General features: G+C 59.2%; 15 protein-coding genes. 2 read left to right on the top strand and 13 right to left on the bottom strand.

What is annotated here, in order from left to right:
• Positions 1–34 precede the first annotated feature (34 nt).
• The 6 genes from narI to HBM95_11945 all read right to left on the bottom strand — a co-directional run bounded on the left by narI (position 35) and on the right by HBM95_11945 (position 8,926).
• The gene (gene narI / locus HBM95_11970) at positions 35–715 is read right to left on the bottom strand and encodes a respiratory nitrate reductase subunit gamma (GenBank protein NIH43648.1); all 681 of its coding nucleotides are present in this window, start codon (positions 713–715) and stop codon (positions 35–37) included.
• On the bottom strand, positions 712–1,407 hold the full coding sequence (gene narW / locus HBM95_11965) for a nitrate reductase molybdenum cofactor assembly chaperone (GenBank protein NIH43647.1): 696 nt from the start codon (positions 1,405–1,407) through the stop codon (positions 712–714). Before narW ends, narI begins: the two co-directional genes overlap by 4 nt.
• Positions 1,407–2,951 (bottom strand): nitrate reductase subunit beta, encoded by a 1,545-nt coding sequence (gene narH, locus HBM95_11960; protein NIH43646.1) that lies wholly within the window; start codon positions 2,949–2,951, stop codon positions 1,407–1,409. Before narH ends, narW begins: the two co-directional genes overlap by 1 nt.
• Positions 2,948–6,688 (bottom strand): nitrate reductase subunit alpha, encoded by a 3,741-nt coding sequence (locus HBM95_11955; protein NIH43645.1) that lies wholly within the window; start codon positions 6,686–6,688, stop codon positions 2,948–2,950. The genes narH and HBM95_11955 overlap by 4 nt, the downstream gene beginning before the upstream one ends.
• Positions 6,689–6,755: 67 nt before the next feature.
• Complete coding sequence (locus tag HBM95_11950; GenBank protein NIH43644.1) at positions 6,756–8,141, bottom strand: NarK family nitrate/nitrite MFS transporter; 1,386 nt, start codon at positions 8,139–8,141, stop codon at positions 6,756–6,758.
• Between the two features lie 209 nt (positions 8,142–8,350).
• The gene (locus tag HBM95_11945) at positions 8,351–8,926 is read right to left on the bottom strand and encodes a TetR family transcriptional regulator (protein NIH43643.1); all 576 of its coding nucleotides are present in this window, start codon (positions 8,924–8,926) and stop codon (positions 8,351–8,353) included.
• A 116-nt stretch (positions 8,927–9,042) separates the two neighbouring features.
• Here HBM95_11945 and HBM95_11940 point away from each other — a divergent pair, with 116 nt between their 5' ends.
• The gene (locus tag HBM95_11940; GenBank protein NIH43642.1) at positions 9,043–10,530 is read left to right on the top strand and encodes an MFS transporter; all 1,488 of its coding nucleotides are present in this window, start codon (positions 9,043–9,045) and stop codon (positions 10,528–10,530) included.
• Between the two features lie 61 nt (positions 10,531–10,591).
• On the opposite strand, the gene HBM95_11935 is transcribed toward HBM95_11940, so the two are convergent.
• From HBM95_11935 to HBM95_11905, 7 genes are read right to left on the bottom strand one after another with little or no spacing between them, the layout of a single operon-like run.
• Entirely contained in the window at positions 10,592–11,818 is a 1,227-nt protein-coding gene (locus HBM95_11935) for a Zn-dependent hydrolase (protein NIH43641.1), read from the bottom strand.
• Complete coding sequence (locus HBM95_11930) at positions 11,815–12,297, bottom strand: L-2-amino-thiazoline-4-carboxylic acid hydrolase (GenBank protein ID NIH43640.1); 483 nt, start codon at positions 12,295–12,297, stop codon at positions 11,815–11,817. The genes HBM95_11935 and HBM95_11930 overlap by 4 nt, the downstream gene beginning before the upstream one ends.
• An 18-nt stretch (positions 12,298–12,315) precedes the next feature.
• The gene (locus tag HBM95_11925) at positions 12,316–13,473 is read right to left on the bottom strand and encodes a branched-chain amino acid ABC transporter substrate-binding protein (protein NIH43639.1); all 1,158 of its coding nucleotides are present in this window, start codon (positions 13,471–13,473) and stop codon (positions 12,316–12,318) included.
• A 28-nt stretch (positions 13,474–13,501) separates the two neighbouring features.
• Complete coding sequence (locus HBM95_11920; protein NIH43638.1) at positions 13,502–14,221, bottom strand: ABC transporter ATP-binding protein; 720 nt, start codon at positions 14,219–14,221, stop codon at positions 13,502–13,504.
• Positions 14,214–14,981 (bottom strand): ABC transporter ATP-binding protein, encoded by a 768-nt coding sequence (locus HBM95_11915; protein ID NIH43637.1) that lies wholly within the window; start codon positions 14,979–14,981, stop codon positions 14,214–14,216. Before HBM95_11915 ends, HBM95_11920 begins: the two co-directional genes overlap by 8 nt.
• A complete protein-coding gene (locus tag HBM95_11910) occupies positions 14,978–16,084 on the bottom strand; it encodes an ABC transporter ATP-binding protein (protein NIH43636.1) in 1,107 nt (368 codons plus the stop codon). The genes HBM95_11915 and HBM95_11910 overlap by 4 nt, the downstream gene beginning before the upstream one ends.
• Before the next feature lie 8 nt (positions 16,085–16,092).
• Positions 16,093–17,043 (bottom strand): branched-chain amino acid ABC transporter permease, encoded by a 951-nt coding sequence (locus HBM95_11905; GenBank protein ID NIH43635.1) that lies wholly within the window; start codon positions 17,041–17,043, stop codon positions 16,093–16,095.
• 170 nt (positions 17,044–17,213) lie between these two features.
• On the opposite strand from HBM95_11905, the gene HBM95_11900 reads away from it, so the two are divergent.
• Positions 17,214–18,158 carry a LysR family transcriptional regulator gene (locus HBM95_11900; protein NIH43634.1) on the top strand — a complete coding sequence of 315 codons (945 nt, stop codon included), beginning with the start codon at positions 17,214–17,216 and terminating at the stop codon, positions 18,156–18,158.
• Positions 18,159–18,204: the final 46 nt, after the last annotated feature.

Here is an 18,204-nt window from a genome sequence, read left to right as displayed (position 1 = left end):
AGGTCGGGTAAGGCGAAGCCGCCACCCGACAAAATCAACGGCGCGATCTCACCACCTGATACCGCCGGGTAAAGTACTCAAACGGCGCGCTCCACACGTGCACCAGGCGGGTGAACGGGAAGATAAGGAAGATCGTCATCCCCAGCACCAGATGAACGCGGAAGATCGGCGCAACGCCGCTCAGCATCTCCGATGAGCCCCCCTTAAACGTCACGATCCCCTGCGCCCAGCCGACCAGCTTCATCATCTCGCTTCCGTCAGGGTACTGGGCGGAGAAAGGAATGGTTGAAAGCCCGAGGATGCACTGGATCAGCAAAATACTCATGATAATGATATCCGGCGTGGTGGACGTGGCGCGCACCCGCTGGTTGAACAGGCGGCGGTAAAGCAGCATTGACCCGCCAATCAGCGTCAGCACGCCGCAAATTCCGCCCGCAATCATGGCTAGCTGTTGCTTAACCGCGACGGGTAAAAACCAGGCGTACATCCAGTGCGGGGTTAACATGCCGAACAGGTGCCCGAAGAAGATCCCCAGAATCCCGATATGAAACAGGTTAGAGGCCCAGTTCATACCGCGCTTGCTGAGCATCTGGCTTGACGAGGCGCGCCAGGTGTACTGCCCGTAGTCGTAGCGCAGCCAGCTGCCGAGGAAAAACACGGTGGCGCAGATGTAGGGGTAAATGTCATAGAAAAACACGTTCAGGTAATGGATCATTTTGGGCCTCCGGCGCTGACGTCCACGTACTGCGGCGCGACGTCCTGGCTAAAGCGTCGTTGATATTGCTGCATCGGCGAGCTGTCGCACGATGTAGCGTTGTCTTCGATAAACTTCACCTGTTCCTCTTCCCACACGGCGTCCAGCGCCTGGCGGGTATCATCCCGTTTTTCACCGGATACCTGTTTCGCCACGCTGTCGCTGGAGAGCCGCGTGCCCGCAAGCGTCAGCAGGGCATCAAACAGCTGATAGTGCGCCACGCCGCGCTGCTTCAGGCGGCCGCCAATCAGCGCCAGGATCGGCGCGACGTTCTGCAATCCTTCGCGCGCCTCTTCATCAGTAACGATGCTGAGGTACTCCAGGTAGAGCGGCAGATAGTCCGGCAATTCGCGGCAGTCGAGCTGTAGCCCGGCTTTCTCATACTGCCCCATCAGGTCGACCATCGCCTGACCGCGATCGCGAGACTCGGCGTGAACGTGCTCGAACAGCAGCAGAGACGTTGCGCGCCCGCGTTCAAACACTTCACACCATTCGGCCTGCTTATCCAGCAGCGGGGCGCTCAGGTGCTGCTGCGCAAACGGCAGCAGCATGGGCGCGTCCTGCTCAACCAGGGAAAGCGCCTCATCGCGGTTTTCCCACAGCAGCTCATCGGGATACTCAATCAGCAGCGCGATGATTTTAAGGATCTGCATTATTCTCGCTCCCCGTGTTCGCGCACCTCGGTGATGTTGATCGCGTCGATGCGACTGCTGTTGAAGAGGTTGAATTTGGTGTCGGAGCCGTGGCAGCCGTCGCCAAAGGTGAAGCCGCAGCCGTTTTTCTCCGGGAAGGCGTCGCGCGCCATTTCGCGGTGGCTGGTCGGGATCACGAAGCGGTCTTCGTAGTTGGCGATGGCCAGATAGCGGTACATCTCCTCAACCTGCGCTTCGGTCAGGCCGACCTCTTCGATGGCGCGGGTATCGGTTACGCCTTCCACGGTCTGGGAGCGTTTGTAGTGACGCATCGCCATCATGCGCTTCAGGGCGCGCAGCACCGGGCCGGTATCGCCCGCGCTGAGCATGTTTGCCAGGTACTGCACTGGAATACGCAGGCTTTCCACGGCAGGCAGGACGCCGTCACTCTGCGGCAGGCCGCCGGCGTCCGCGTAGGACTGAATCGGCGACAGCGGCGGCACGTACCAGACCATCGGCAGGGTGCGGTATTCCGGGTGCAGCGGCAGGGCGAGCTTCCAGTCCATCGCCATTTTGTAGACCGGCGAACGCTGGGCGGCGTCAATCACGTTCTGCGGAATACCCTGCTTCAGCGCTTCCTCAATCACTGCCGGATCGTTCGGGTTGAGGAATACGTCGCACTGGCGCTCGTACAGATCGGTTTCATGCTCGGTGCTTGCCGCCTCTTCAATGCGGTCCGCGTCGTACAACAGCACGCCGAGATAGCGGATGCGCCCGACGCAGGTTTCCGAGCAGACGGTCGGCTGGCCGGACTCAATGCGCGGGTAGCAGAAGATGCATTTTTCTGACTTGCCGCTCTTCCAGTTGAAGTAGATTTTCTTGTACGGACAGCCGCTGATGCACAGGCGCCAGCCGCGGCATTTGTCCTGGTCGATCAGCACGATGCCGTCCTCTTCGCGCTTGTAAATTGCGCCGCTCGGGCAGGTGGCGACGCAGCTCGGGTTCAGACAGTGCTCGCACAGGCGCGGCAGGTACATCATGAAGGTGTTTTCGAACTGGCCGTACATCTCCTTCTGGATCTTCTGGAAGTTGCGGTCGCGGGCGCGTTTTTCAAACTCGCCGCCCAGCAGCTCCTCCCAGTTGGGGCCCCAGACGATTTTGTCCATCCGCTTGCCGTCAATCAGCGAGCGCGGGCGAGCGGTAGGGAGGTGATCCCCTTCCGGCGCGCGGTGCAGATCCTGATAGTCAAAGGTGAAGGGTTCGTAATAATCGTCAATCTGCGGCAGGACGGGGTTGGCGAAAATTTTCGACAGCACGCCCATTTTGCCGCCGAGGCGCGGCGTCAGCTTGCCGTGTATGCCGCGGATCCAGCCCCCTTGCCACTCCTCCTGATCTTCCCAGTTTTTCGGGTAGCCGATGCCCGGTTTGGTTTCGACGTTGTTAAACCACGCATACTCCATCCCTTCGCGCCCGGTCCAGACGTTCTTGCAGGTGACCGAGCAGGTGTGGCAGCCAATGCATTTATCGAGATTCAGAACCATGCCAACCTGTGAGCGTATCTTCATTTTTTCGCCTCCTGTACCTGATCCCGACCTTCGCCGTCCAGCCAGTTAATGTTTTTCATTTTGCGGATCATGATGAACTCGTCGCGGTTGGAGCCGACGGTGCCGTAATAGTTAAAGCTGTACGCCAGCTGGGCATAGCCGCCGATCATGTGCGTCGGTTTCGGGCAGACGCGCGTCACCGAGTTGTGGATCCCGCCGCGCCGTCCGGTCACTTCTGACCCCGGAATGTTCAGGATGCGCTCCTGGGCGTGGTACATCATGGTCATACCCGGCGGCACGCGCTGGCTGACTACCGCGCGGGCGGTGAGGGCGCCGTTGGCGTTGAAGGCTTCGATCCAGTCGTTGTCCTCAATGCCCAGCTCGCGCGCGTCGGTTTCGCTGATCCAGACGATGGGGCCGCCGCGCGACAGGGTCTGCATCAGCAGGTTTTCGCTGTAGGTGGAGTGAATGCCCCATTTCTGGTGCGGCGTCAGGAAGTTGAGCGCTTTTTCCGGGAAGCCGTTCGGTGGGATCTCGCGCATATGGGTGACGCTGCGGGTGTCAATCGGTGGACGATAGGCCACCAGGCTCTCACCGAAGGCGCGCATCCAGGGATGATCCTGATACAGCTGCTGCCGACCAGAGAGGGTACGCCACGGGATCAGCTCGTGGACGTTGGTATAGCCCGCGTTGTAGGAGACATGCTCGCTTTCCAGACCGGACCAGGTCGGGCTGGAGATGATTTTACGCGGCTGCGCCTGGATATCGCGGAAGCGGATCTTCTCGTCTTCCTTATTCAGCGCCAGGTGGGTGTGATCGCGCCCGGTCAGTTCCCCGAGCGCTTCCCAGGCCTTCACCGCCACCTGGCCGTTGGTTTCCGGCGCGAGGGCGAGGATCACCTCGGAGGCATCAATGGCGGTTTCAATACGCGGTCGGCCTTTCGCCGGGCCGTCGAGCTTGACGTAGTTGAGCTTGCCGAGGAAATCCACCTCGTTCTGGGTGTTCCACGATATGCCTTTTCCGCCGTTGCCGAGCGTGTCCATCAGCGGGCCGAGGGAGGTGAAGCGCTCCCAGGTTTCCGGGTAGTTACGTTCGACCACGGCGATGTTCGGAGCCGTTTTACCGGGGATCAGATCGCATTCCCCTTTGCGCCAGTCCTGAATATCAAACGGCTGCGACAGTTCCGCCGGGGAGTCGTGCTGTAACGGCTGCAACACCACGTCAGTTTCAGTGCCCAGGTGGCCGACGCAGACCTCGGAGAAAACTTTGGCGATGCCTTTGTAGATCTCCCAGTCGCTGCGCGATTCCCACGCCGGGTCGACGGCGGCCGAGAGCGGGTGAATAAACGGGTGCATGTCCGAGGTATTCATATCGTCTTTTTCATACCAGGTGGCGGTCGGCAGAACGATATCCGAGAACAGGCAGGTGCTGGACATACGGAAGTCGAGCGTTACCAGCAGGTCCAGCTTGCCCTCGATGGCGGCGGTTTGCCACTCCACTTCCTCAGGCTTCACGTCGTCCGTTGAGCCTAAATCCTCGCCCTGAATGCCGCTCTCGGTGCCGAGCAGGTATTTCAGCATGTACTCGTGGCCTTTCCCGGACGAGCCGAGCAGGTTAGAGCGCCAGACGAACAGGTTGCGTGGATGGTTCTTACCGTTGTCCGGCTGCTCGCAGGCGAAGCGGATATCGCCGGATTTTAACGCCTGAACGGTGTACTCCTGCGGCGTCATGCCCGCCGCGTCCGCGCGGGCTTTTATGTGCAGCGGATTCAGGCTGAGTTGCGGCGCTGACGGCAGCCAGCCCATGCGCTCGGCGCGGACGTTGAAGTCGATCAAGTGTCCGGTGAATTTCGACGTATCTGCCAGCGGGGAGAGCAGTTCCTGCGCGGTCAGCTTCTCATAGCGCCACTGGCTGGCATGGTTGTAGAAGAAGGAGGTGCTGTTCATCTGGCGCGGCGGGCGGTTCCAGTCCAGCGCGAAGGCCAGCGGCAGCCAGCCGGTTTGCGGGCGCAGTTTCTCCTGGCCCACATAGTGGGACCAGCCGCCGCCGCTCTGCCCGACGCAGCCGCAGAAGACCAGCATGTTGATCATCCCGCGGTAGTTCATGTCCATGTGGTACCAGTGGTTCACCCCGGCACCGAGGATGATCATTGAGCGACCGTGCGTTTTGTGCGCCGTGTCGGCAAACTCGCGAGCGATTTTTTCAATCAGCCAGGCGGGCACGCCGGTGATCTGCTCGCCCCAGGCGGGGGTATAAGCTTTGATCTGGTCATAGCCTTCTGCGGCGTTACTGTCTTCCAGGCCGCGATCGAGACCGTAGTTAGCCAGCACCAGATCGTAAACGCTGACCACTCGCTTCTCGCTGCCGTCGGCGAGCGTCAGGGTTTTGCTCGGCACGCGGCGGGTCAGCACCGGCTCCTGCTTCACGCTGCGGAAGTGCGGGTTTTCGTTGCCGCCAAAGTAGGGGAAGGCAACGTCCGCAACGCTATCGTGGGTAATGAGCAGCGAAAGCGTCAGTTCGGTTTCCTGGCCTGCGGCAAGTGATTCCAGGTTCCATTTGCCTTTTTCTCCCCAGCGGAAACCGATAGATCCGTTTGGCACCACCAAATCCCCGGCAATATTGAAGGCGACGGTCTTCCACTCTGGGTTATTAGTTTCCCCCAGCCCGTCGACAAGGTCCGAGGCGCGTAGCATGCGGCCCGGCACCACGCGACCGTCTGCCTGCTCATCCAGCAGGACCAGCATCGGCATGTCGGTATAGCGGCGGCAGTAGTTAAGGAAGTAATCGCTCGGGTTATCGAGGTGGAACTCTTTGAGGATCACGTGGCCCATCGCCATAGCGAGGGCGCTGTCGGTGCCCTGTTTAGGGGCAAGCCACTGGTCGCTCAGCTTAGCCACTTCAGAGAAGTCCGGCGTAATGGCGACGGTCTTGGTCCCCTTGTAGCGCACCTCGGTGAAGAAGTGGGCGTCCGGGGTACGGGTCTGCGGCACGTTCGAGCCCCAGGCGATGATGTAGCTGGAGTTGTACCAGTCGGCGGACTCCGGCACGTCGGTCTGCTCGCCCCAGGTCATCGGCGATGCAGGCGGCAGGTCACAGTACCAGTCGTAGAAGCTGAGGCAGGTGCCGCCCAGCAGGGAGAGATAGCGCGTACCGGCGGCGTAGGAGACCATCGACATCGCCGGAATAGGCGAGAAACCGGCCACGCGATCCGGGCCGTAGTGTTTGATGGTCCAGACGTTGGCGGCGGCAATCAGCTGGTTTAGCTCTTTCCAGTTCGAGCGGATAAACCCGCCTTTACCGCGCGCCTTCCTGTAGCTCTGCGCCTTTTGCGGATCGTTTTGAATGGCATCCCAGGCCAGCACCGGATCGGTATGCTGCGCCAGCGCCTCGCGCCAGAGTTCAATCAGCCGGCGGCGCACCAGCGGGTATTTGAGACGGTTGGCGCTGTAGAGATACCACGAGTAGCTTGCGCCACGCGGGCAGCCGCGCGGCTCGTGGTTGGGCAGGTCAGGGCGGGTGCGGGGGTAATCGGTCTGCTGGGTTTCCCAGGTCACCAGGCCGTTTTTGACGTAAATCTTCCAGCTGCAGGAGCCGGTACAGTTCACGCCGTGGGTGGAACGGACAATCTTGTCGAACTGCCAGCGCTGACGGTAGCTGTCCTCCCAGTCGCGGTTGGTGTGATACACCTGCCCGTGCCCATCGGCGAAACTGTCACCTTTTGTTTTGAAGTAACGGAAACGGTCCAGCAGTTTGCTCATGACATTTCTCCTGCTTCGATAGCATGGCCGGAGAGTGCTGCATCACGCTCCGGCGAAGATGTAATTTTTATTTTTGTGAGGATTTGCGGCCGTACACCAGCCAGGTGACAAGCACGCAGACGATGTAAAACGCGAGGAAGACCTTCATGGCACCGACCGGTGACCCGGTCATCGCCAGCGAGGTGCCAAAGGCTTTGGGAATAAAGAACCCGCCAACGGCGCCGATGGCGGAGATAAAGCCCAGCGCGGCGGCGGTCTCCGTCACCGCTTCGTGCTGCGCCTGCTCGTCCGTGCCGCCCTGCTTTTTGACGCGGTCGAGGGTGATTTGGCGGAAGATAATCGCGATCATCTGGAAGGTCGAACCGCTGCCCAGCCCGGCGGTAAGGAACAGGCCCATAAACACCAGATAGAAGGCGACAAAGCTGCCGGAGCCAGAGCCGGGCAGGGTCAGGAAGATCAGGGCGCTAAAGAGGGCCATAAAGACGAAGTTAATCAGCGTGACCCGCACGCCGCCCAGTTTGTCAGAGATCATCCCGCCCGCTGAACGCGCCAGCGCGCCGATAAGTGGGCCAAAGAAGGCGAGGTGCAGGATGTTCACGTCCGGGAACTGGGTTTTTGACAGCATGGCAAAGCCCGCCGAGAAGCCGATAAAGGAGCCGAAGGTCGCCAGATAGAGCAGGCTTAGCAGCCAGAGGTGAAAGCGCTTCAGCACCGGCAGCTGGCTGGCGATGGAGGCTTTTGAACTGGCAATATCGTTCATGCCGAAAAATGCCGCAAGGGTTGCCAGCAGCAGCAGCGGCACCCAGATCCAGGCCGCATTGGCCAGCCACATCGTCGAGCCGTCCTCCTGCGGCACGCCGTGCACGCCGAGGAAGGTAAACATCGGCAGGAAAATCACCAAGGGCGCCACCAGCTGCATCACGCTGACGCCCAGGTTGCCCAGCCCGCCGTTGATGCCCAGCGCGCTGCCCTGTCTGGCTTTCGGGAAGAAGAAGCTGATGTTACCCATGCTGGATGCGAAGTTGGCTCCGGCAAAACCGCAGAGCAGCGCGATGATGATAAAAACCCAGTACGGGGTGGCCGTATTTTGAACGGCAATCCCCAGCCAGACGCAGGGAATAATCAGGATAACGGTACTCAATACCGTCCAGTAACGTCCGCCAAATATTGGCACCATAAACGAGTAGGGGACGCGTAATATCGCGCCGGAGAGCGAAGGTAATGCCGTTAGCATAAAAAGCTCATCGGTGGAGAAATTAAATCCGACTTTATTGAGGTTGACCGCAACGGCGCTAAATAGCATCCACACGCAAAACGCAAGGAGCAGACAAGCCACAGAAATCCATAGGTTTCTTCGTGCGATATGTTTTCCTTTATTCTCCCAAAATTGCGCGTTTTCAGGTTTCCAGTTACTCAATAGATGCTGATTATTCTTTTCACTTTGTTGCGACATATCGCCCTCTTGCTTACCTTGACGGAGAGAAAAATGAAGTAAAAACAAAAAGATGGGTGGTTGTGTATTATTGGGTTTTTAGGATGTTTTGGGATACATCTGAAAGGATAGATAAAAAAGCGAACCCCCGAGATTAGAATGGAAATAAGGGTTCGCTTAATGTGTTACTAATTGTAACTAGTGCAAAAATTAATACTCCAGAAGGAGTATTAAAACAATTCCAGCGTGATAAGTTTGTCGAGATGCTTATTAAACGCCGCCTCGTCCATTTCTGGCATATTTAATACGGCGATCCCATCCAGGCCACAAACCAGCCCTATTAAACGCCAGGCGATATTTTCCGCCCGATCGCTAAGCGTGAACGCGCAGGCAGCCGCCCCGGCACGGATAATCGCCACGGTCTCCTGATGCCACATCTCCATGGTCAGGACATAAGCCGCTTTGATCTCGGGATCCCGGCTGGCGAGAATTTGGGCTTCCCGCCAGAGGCGAATGTAAGGTTCAAGGCCACCGTCGTCACTGCCGAGCATGCTGTGCAGCCGTTCCCGCCAGCTGGCGTTTTCGCCCACCACGTCGGCATCCAGCAGCTCGCGGATCACGCGCACAAACGCCAGCGATTTTAACTCGCCGCCGGAGGCAAAGTGGTGGTGGACCTGTCCGGTCGCGACGCCCGCTTCTGCGGCAATGCGCCGTACCGTCATAGCGGCCAGCCCCTCGCTCAGGGCCACACGCATCGCGGCCTGGAGGATTGCTTCCCGTCTCTCTTCCTTGTTCAAATACCGCATTTTTTTCTACCCTCAATAGGACCGAAACGAGTGTAACAAAAAGCTGGACATGCGTTCAACTTTACGTAGGATCGCATCCTGGACATGTGTCCATGTTTGAAATAAAAAGGAAATTTATGTTTCGTCAGTGGTTAGCGTTAGTGATTATCGTGCTGGTGTATATCCCGGTGGCGATTGACGCGACGGTGCTGCACGTGGCGGCGCCGACATTGAGCATGACGCTGGGCGCCAGCGGCAATGAATTGCTGTGGATCATCGATATTTACTCGCTGGTGATGGCGGGAATGGTGCTGCCGATGGGCGCCCTGGGTGACCGCATCGGTTTTAAACGGCTATTGATAATCGGCAGCACGCTGTTTGGCCTGTCGTCGCTGGCGGCCGCGTTTGCCCCCTCAGCAGGGTGGCTGATAGCGGCGCGCGCCTCGCTGGCGATCGGTGCGGCAATGATCATCCCGGCTACGCTTGCGGGGATCCGCACGCTCTTTACCGACGCGAAAGATCGCAACATCGCGCTCGGCGTCTGGGCGGCGGTGGGTTCAGGCGGGGCGGCGTTTGGTCCGCTGATTGGCGGTATGCTGCTGGAGCACTTCTACTGGGGCTCGGTATTTTTGATCAACGTGCCGATCGTGCTTATCGTCGTTACCCTTGCCGCGCGCTTTGTCCCGCAGCAGGAAGGGCGCCCTGAGCAGCCGTTAAATATGAGCCATGCGATCATGCTGATTGTGGCCATTCTACTGCTGGTCTACAGCGCCAAAACCGCGTTAAAAGGCGTTCTGTCGCCGTGGCTTGTGGCGTGTACCTTGCTCACGGGGGCCGTGATGCTGTTTATTTTCGTGCGCATCCAGCTGCGCGCCCGCGTGCCGATGATCGACATGCGCCTGTTCTGTCACCGCATCATTTTAAGCGGCGTGGTGATGGCGATGACGGCGATGATCGCGCTGGTGGGCTTTGAACTGCTGATGGCGCAAGAGCTGCAGTTTGTCCACCGCTTTACGCCCTTCGAGGCGGGCATGTTCATGCTCCCGGTGATGGTGGCTAGCGGATTCAGCGGGCCGATCGCCGGTGTGCTGGTGGGCCGTCTGGGGCTGCGCATTGTCGCTGCGGGTGGTATGGGCCTCAGTGCGGTCAGCTTTATCGGTCTGTCGATGCTTGATTTCAGCACGCAGCAGTGGCAGGCGTGGGGCCTGATGGTGCTGCTGGGCTTTAGCGCCGCCAGCGCGCTTCTGGCCTCGACCTCGGCCATTATGGCGGCCGCGCCGAAAGAGAAAGCAGCCGCCGCAGGGGCCATTGAAACCATGTCCTATGAACTGGGCGCCGGGCTGGGGATCGCCATCTTTGGTCTGCTGTTGACCCGCAGCTTCTCCGCGTCAATTAATCTGCCGCAGGGGCTCAATGCATCGCTCGTCGACCAGGCTTCGTCATCCATAGGTGAGGCAATGAAGGTAGCGCAGGATCTGACGCCGACGCTGGCGGAGCCGGTGATTGAAGCGGCGAAAAGCGCGTTTATCACCTCGCACAGCGTGGCGCTGGGCAGCGCAGGAGGAATGCTGTTGCTGCTGGCCGTCGGGATCTGGTTTAGCCTGGCGAAGGTGCCGAAGCCGTAAAATGTGCCAGGTTGAGCTTACCGGGCCTGCGGGAGCGTTTTTGCAGGCCCGGTAAGGCGGCTTATGTGTCCTGCGCGGCGGCAAGCACGCTGTGCAGCAGCACGTTTGCCCCTTTCTCTGCCCACTCCGGCAGGATCTTCTCGGCTTCGTTGTGGCTGATACCCTTCACGCAGGGAATGAAGATCATGCTGGCAGGCGCGACTTTGCTGACGTAGCAGGCGTCGTGTCCCGCGCCAGAGACCATGGATTTCGACGAATAGCCCAGTTCCGCTACTGCTTTCTCCGTGCGGGCCAGGCATACGGCATCAAACGCAATCGGCTCGTAGTCAAAAATCCGTTCCACATCAGCCGTTACGCCCCGCGCGCTCAGGCTTTGCGCCGCCAGATGCAGCGCTGTCTCCATCGCTTCCAGCGCCTCCCGGGCAGGATGTCTGAACTCCACGCTGCACACCACGCGAGACGGCACTACGTTGCGCGAATTTGGCGTAACCTGCGCCATACCGATCGTCGCGCGTCCGTCCGGCGCATGCCGATAGCCAATCTCTTCCACCTTCAGCGCCAGATCGGCAAAGGCGGTTAACGCATCGCGGCGGCTGTGCATCGGCGTGGTGCCGGCATGGGCGGCGAATCCATCCAGCGTGAGGGTAAACCAGCGCTGGCCCATAGCCGCACGGACTAACCCGATATCGACGGCTTCATCTTCCAGGATCGGGCCCTGCTCGATGTGCAGTTCGTAGCAGGCGTGAACCGGAAACGCGCGGGCAGGGGCTTTCCCCCGGTAGCCGATGTTATCCAGCGCTTCCCCCACGGTGATGCCTTCGTTATCCGCGCGGGAATGCGCGTACGCTTCGCTAAATTGTCCCGTCCAGACCCCTGAAGCGAGCATGGCCGGCGCAAAGCGCGCGCCTTCTTCGTTAGTCCAGTTCACCAGCACAACGTCACGTTCAGTCTCAACGTGACGATCGTTTAGGGTACGCAGCAGCTCCAGCCCGGCCAGCACGCCGTACACCCCGTCGTAGTTACCGCCCAGCGGCTGGGTATCCACATGTGAACCTGTCATGACCGGAGCAAGCTGCGGGTTTTTCCCGGCGCGGCGGATAAACATAGTGCCCATGCTGTCGATGTCGCAGGTGAAACCCGCGTCCAGCGCCCAGTCGCGCAGCAGGTTACGCGCAATGCGATCTTCCTCGCTCAGTGCCAGGCGGGTCACGCCACCGGCGGGCGTGCCGCCGATCTGCGCCATCATCTCAAGCGTTGACCACAGCCGTTCGGCGTTAATGCGGATCATGTCTTGTCCTTACTACTGCGGTAGCGGAAATCACAGCACGAACCGCCCTGCATGATGGTGGTCGTGCGGGTCAGCTTTACGTCCGGCGCATAGCCAACGATGAATTTTTCATCGCGCGCGCAGGAGAGCAGATGACCAATCTCTCCCAGCCCCATTTCGTGATACATCTCCGCGTAGCGGCAGCGGGTCACGTTGTAGTTGTACTGCTGGTCGTCGGCGTCGATCACCTTCACGTCAAGCGCGTTATCTTTTTCCCACAGATACTGCAGAGCGATGAAACTCTTGACGTCCGCGCCGTTGGGTTCTTTGCTGGCAAACGCTTTGCCTGCGTCAATCGCGGCCTGCTCGATAGCCTCGCCAATGACCGCCTGGGCGCGAGCTTTTCCTATCTCGCGCACCAGGATTTCATAAATTGGCTTAATAATTTCTGCTTCAATTTTGCGGCGGGCGAGAATGCCCAGCTCGTTATTATCACTCATCACATTGCCCTCACTGCGTTACTTCGCTTTTGCGCCACCCAGCACGGTCTGCGGCTGCCATTTGCCATCGACAACTTTGTAAACGGTGAAAGACGGCGATTTCAGGTTGCCTTCTTTATCAAACGCGATCTGTCCGGTGACGCCGGCGTAGCTGATGGCGCGCAGGGCGGGCAGATAGTCGGACGGCTCAACGGAGTCTGCTTTTTCCATCGCCGCAACCAGCACGCGGGTGGCGTCATAGGCGAACGGGGCGTGCAGTTCGATATGGGTGTGGTAGCGTGACTGGTACGCCTGTTCGAACGCTTTACCGCCCGGCATCTGCTCAACCGGCAGGCCTGGTTCGAGGGCGACCACGCCTTCGCCTTCTTTCTGCGCCAGCTGCAGGAACGTCTGGCTGACAAATCCGCCTGCGCCCATCAGGGTGGCGTTCATGCCCAGCTGTTTGATACGACGCGCCAGCGGTGCGGCCTGGCTGTCGACGCCGCCGAAGAAGATCAGATCGGCGTTTTTACTCCGGATAGCGGTCAGCACGGCGCTGAAGTCCACCGTTTTGTCATCCACATACTGACGATCGACAACCTTCACGCCCTGCGCTTCAAGCGATTTAATAAACTGGTCCGCCAGACCCTGACCAAAGGCGGTACGGTCGTCGATCACCGCAATGCGTTTGGCTTTCAGCGCGTTGACCGCGTACTGGCCGGCGAGCTGGCCGCCGTCATCGTCGTGGCCCATCACTCGGAAGCTGGTGTCAAAACCCTGTTTGGTATAGGCATGGCCGGTTGCGACCGGTGCCACCTGGGCGATGCCCGCATCGTGATAGATACGTGCGGCAGGAATGCTGGTGCCGGTGTTCCAGTGGCCGACCACGCCCGCCACGCCGCTATCCACCAGACGCTGCGCGACGGCTACGGCAGTGCGCGGGTCTGACTGATCGTCTTCGGACTGCAGTTTGAAGGTTACCGCTTTGCCGCCGATGGTCGGGTGCTGCTTGTTGATGTCATCGATAGCCAACTGCGCGCCGTTTTCCAGATCTTTACCGATACGGGCGGACGGGCCGGTGAGCGGGCCTGCCAGACCGATAACCACGGTTTCCCCTTCGGCTGCCCAAGCTGCCGTCGAGGCAAAGCTGCCGAGGAGGATAGCGGCGCTGAGCGCACTGATTTTTACTGTTTTCATTGTATTTCCCTGGTGTTGGCTGGTGTTGTTAAATGGGCATTTCGCCCAAATAAATCTGTGCAATCTGGTCGTCATTGAGCAGCGCTTTCGATTCGCCATGATGAACAATGCTGCTGCTGTCCATGACCCACGCGCTGTCGGTGACTTCCAGCGCGAGACGGGCGTTTTGTTCGATGAGCAGCAGGGCAACGCCGCGCTCGCGCAGGTCGGCGATGACGGAAAAAATGTTATCTACCATCTTCGGCGCAAGGCCCATCGAGGGTTCGTCGAGGATCAACAGCCGCGGGTGACTGAGCAGGGCACGGTTAAGGGCCAGCAGCTGTTGCTCACCGCCGGACAGCAGGCCGGCAAGCTGATGCTGACGTTCGCCCAGACGCGGGAAGCGCTCGAAAATCTCGTTTATCTCGCGCTTGATGGTGACAGTGTCACGCCTGAGCCAGGCGCCCATCTGCAGATTTTCCAGTACCGTCATGCGGGAGAAGATCCCGCGTCCCTCCGGGACCATGACCAGACCGTCGCGGAGCAGGGCTTCGGGGCTGTGTTTACGTACCGCTTTACCGCTGAATTCAATGCTGCCGCTAAAGCTTTCCAGCCCGGTAACGGCGCGCACGGTGGAGCTTTTCCCCGCGCCGTTAGCGCCGATCAGCGTAGCCTGTTCGCCCTCGTGAAGGGTAAAGGAGACATCGCGTACGGCCTGAATGCCGCCGTAATGCACGTCCAGACGTTCTACCTTCAGTAATTCAGACATGGCCGTTGCCTCCAAGCCAGGCGGCGATCACCGCCGGGTCGCGACGCACGCTTTCCGGCGTGCCGGTGGCGAGCGTTTTGCCGTAATCGAGCACCGTCAGACGGTCGCAGATGCCCATCACCAGCTTGACGTCATGCTCAATCATCAGCAGGGTTTTACCGTCATCCCGAATACGGGTAAGTAGTTCGCCAAGCGCCACTTTTTCCGCCGCGTTCATCCCGGCGGCGGGTTCGTCCAGCGCCAGCAGCATCGGTTCCGTTGCCAGCGCGCGGGCAATTTCGAGACGGCGCTGGTGACCATAGGCCAGATCGCGGGCGCGGTAGTGGGCGAACTTCGCAATACCGGTGTACTCCAGCCAGTGCCAGGCCAGCTCCCGGGTCTGCCTCTCTTCCTCGCGTGCACGCCTGTGGCGGCTCAGCGCGGCCCACAGACCGTTACGGGTGCGCACGTGGCGGCCCACCATCACGTTTTCCAGCACCGACATGTCGCTAAAGAGGCGCACGTTCTGAAAGGTGCGCGCAATCCCGGCGGCGGTAACTTTCTCAATGTGCTTCGGGAAATAGGGCTTATCGGCAATAGAAAACTCACCGCTGTCCGCCGGATAAAGCCCGGTGATCAGGTTAAAGCAGGTGGTTTTTCCCGCCCCGTTAGGGCCGATGAGTCCGTAGATCTCACCCTTATTTACGCAGAGCGAAACGTCGTCCACGGCGGTAAGGCCGCCGAAGCGTTTTGACATATTGCGCACGGTTAACAGACTCATGTATTCACCTCTTTGTGGCGTACCGGCCAGATCCCGGCAGGGCGTACCAGCATGACCAGCACCAGCGCCAGGCCGTAGAAAAGCTGACGCAACACTTCCGGATCAATCAGTACCGTGCCGAACAGCGCCTGCTGTACCGGGGCTGCCTGGCTGCGCAGCAGTTCCGGCAGGGCGGTAAGCAGTACCGCGCCGAGGATCACGCCGGGAATGTGACCCATACCGCCCAGCACCACCATCGCCAGCACGGCAATGGATTCCTGTAAAGTGAAGGATTCCGGGGAGACAAAGCCCTGAAACGCGCCGAACAGGGCGCCCGCCACGCCACCAAAAGAGGCGCCCATTGCAAAGGCCAGCAGCTTGTAGTTACGTACGTTGATGCCCATCGCGCGGGCCACATCCTCGTCTTCACGGATGGCGTGCCAGGCGCGGCCAATACGCGAGTGCTGCAGGCGCAGGCAGACAACAATAATCGCCACAATGACCAGCATCAGCAGGTAGTACCACAGCCACAGGGCAGGCACTTTGAAACCAAACCAGTGGTATACGCCGCTGAACTTCAGGCCGAACAGATTCAGCGTATCCACCCCGGTAATGCCCTTTGCACCATTGGTGATGTTCACCGGACGGTCGAGGTTACGCATCAGGATGCGGATAATTTCCCCAAATCCGAGGGTCACTATCGCCAGGTAGTCGCCACGCAGCTTCAGCGTGGGAGCACCCAGTAAAATGCCGCAGACTGCGGCAACAAGCGCAGCCAGCGGAATAATCAACAGATATGACGTGTGCAGCCCGTCCGGGAACCAGACGCCGAGGAGAGGAAATACCTCCAGCAAATGTGGCGAGGCCATTAGCGCAGCGAGGTAAGCCCCGACCGCGTAAAAGGCGATAAACCCCATATCCAGCAGGCCGGTATAGCCCACCACAATATTGAGCCCCAGCGCCAGCATGATGTAGAGCAGGGCGAAGTCGATAACGCGCACCCAGTAGTTGCCGCCCAGCTGCGTGGCTACCATGGGGGCAACCAGCAGCGCAAGGCAGAACAGGCTCATGCCTGACCAGAATTTACGCGTTGTTGCCGGGGTCTGGAGTTGAAGTGTTGTCATGGTATTCCTTACGCTCTGTGCGCCACGCGCTCGCCCAGCAGGCCAGCCGGACGGAAGACCAGCACCAGGATCAGCACCATAAAGGCAAAGACGTCCTGATAGTTGCTGCCAAATACGCCATCGGTTAGTTCACCCAGGTAACCTGCGCCCAGCGCTTCGATAATACCGAGCAGGATGCCGCCAACCATTGCGCCACGAATGTTGCCAATGCCCCCCAGTACGGCGGCGGTAAAGGCTTTAATCCCGGGCAAAAAGCCCATCGAGAAGCTGGCGTTGCCGTAGTTGCTCGCCATCATCACGCCTGCCAGCGCGGCAAATACGCCACCAATGGCAAACGTCAGGGTAATAATGGCGTTTGGGTTAACCCCCATCAGCGTGGCCACGCGTGGGTTTTCCGCAACGGCGCGCATGCCGCGCCCCAGGCGGGTGTATTCCACCAGCAGCCACAGCCCAGTCATTACCGCCAGCGCCAGGACAACGGTGACGATACCGGTGACGGTGACGATGGCAGGAGGATGCGCTTCGCTGCCGGATGTGACGGCGATAGGGTCCATCGGGAGGATCTGAGGGAACATCAGCGGGTTGCGCGTCCAGATAATCATCGCCAGGGTTTGTAGCAGGACGGAGACGCCGATACCCGAGATCAGCGGCGCCAGGCGCGGGGCGTTGCGCAGCCGGCGGTAGGCAAAGCGCTCAACGGCCATGGCCAGCAGGGCACAGACGGCCATCGCAATCACCAGGGCAACGCCAAGCTGCAACAGCACCGGCATGTGCGGAAAGGCGGTATTCAGGGCGTTAATGGCGGAAAGCGTGGTGAGCGCCCCGACCATCAGAATATCGCCGTGAGCAAAGTTAATAATGCGCAAGATGCCATACACCATGGTATAGCCCAGCGCGATCAGCGCGTAAATGCTTCCCAGCATCACGCCGTTGATCAGTTGTTGTATGAATGTATCCAACGTTTGTACCCGCAAAGAGCTTCTTCTGCGGCTACCATCCGATAAATGAATTAAATTGTAAAATACACATATATTATTTCTTATGATAAACCGATATTGCTTTATCTTGATGATTTATATAAAGATAGTGTAAGCCTGTTTTTGGCGGATAAGCCTAAAGAAATCAATATATGAATAAAACAGAACAATTAGCGGATGCGTCTGCTTATGCAGACAGTCGCCTGGCAAACGATCCACCGCTTCGGGCCGTACGTGCCTTTGAGGCCATTGCCCGGCTGGGCAGCGTCACGCTGGCCGCGCAGGAACTTGAGATCTCACCGTCGGCTGTCAGCCATCAGCTCAAGGTGCTCGAAGGCTATCTGCAAATGCCACTGACGGAGCGTCAGGGGCGAAGGCTGGTGCTGAGCCAGCACGGACGTGAATATTACCGCTCGATCCGTGCGGCGTTTAACGTGCTGCGCCAGGCAACGGAGCATCTGGCTGAGCAGGCGCAAACGCGTCAGGTCACCATCAGTCTGATCCCGCTCTTTGGCATGGGGTGGTTTATCCCGCGTCTGCCTGCTTTTATGCGCGCGAATCCGCAGACCGAGATCAACGTAGTGTATGCCAACCATCGTAACTATCTGAGCGATGCGTCGGATATGTCGATTCGTTTTGGTAACGGTCAGTGGGCGGGCTATCAAAGTGAAAAGCTAATTTCCGGACAGATGGTGCCGGTGTGCAGCCGCACGTTTTTGCGTATTCATGGCCATATCGACACGCCTGAGCAGCTGCTGCAAATGCCGCTGCTGCATGATGAAGAGCGCACCACGTGGGCGCAGTGGTTTCTGTTGCAGGGGGTAAAACGTCCTCTCCGGCGCAGCGGCCCTCTGTTTGAAGACGGGCTGTTGACGCTGGCAGGTGTGCAGGCCGGGCTGGGCTGCGCGTTAATGCGCGAGCCGCTGATCGCACCTTACCTGGAGAGCGGTGAGCTGGTGAAGATATTTGACCTACCCATCGATGACGGGCGCGACTATCACCTCTGCGTACGTACAGATTCAGAGATGACCGAGGACGGTAAGCTGCTGCAAAACTGGCTTCGCAGGGCTGCGGGCGGGGAGACGTCTGCGGGGTAAAGAGAAGAAAAAAGCCAGCTTATTCAGCTGGCTTTTGTACAAACAA

Source organism: Enterobacter asburiae, assembly GCA_011754535.1.
GTDB classification, from domain to species: domain Bacteria; phylum Pseudomonadota; class Gammaproteobacteria; order Enterobacterales; family Enterobacteriaceae; genus Enterobacter; species Enterobacter cloacae_N.
This window is presented reverse-complemented; position numbering and strand designations above follow the sequence as displayed.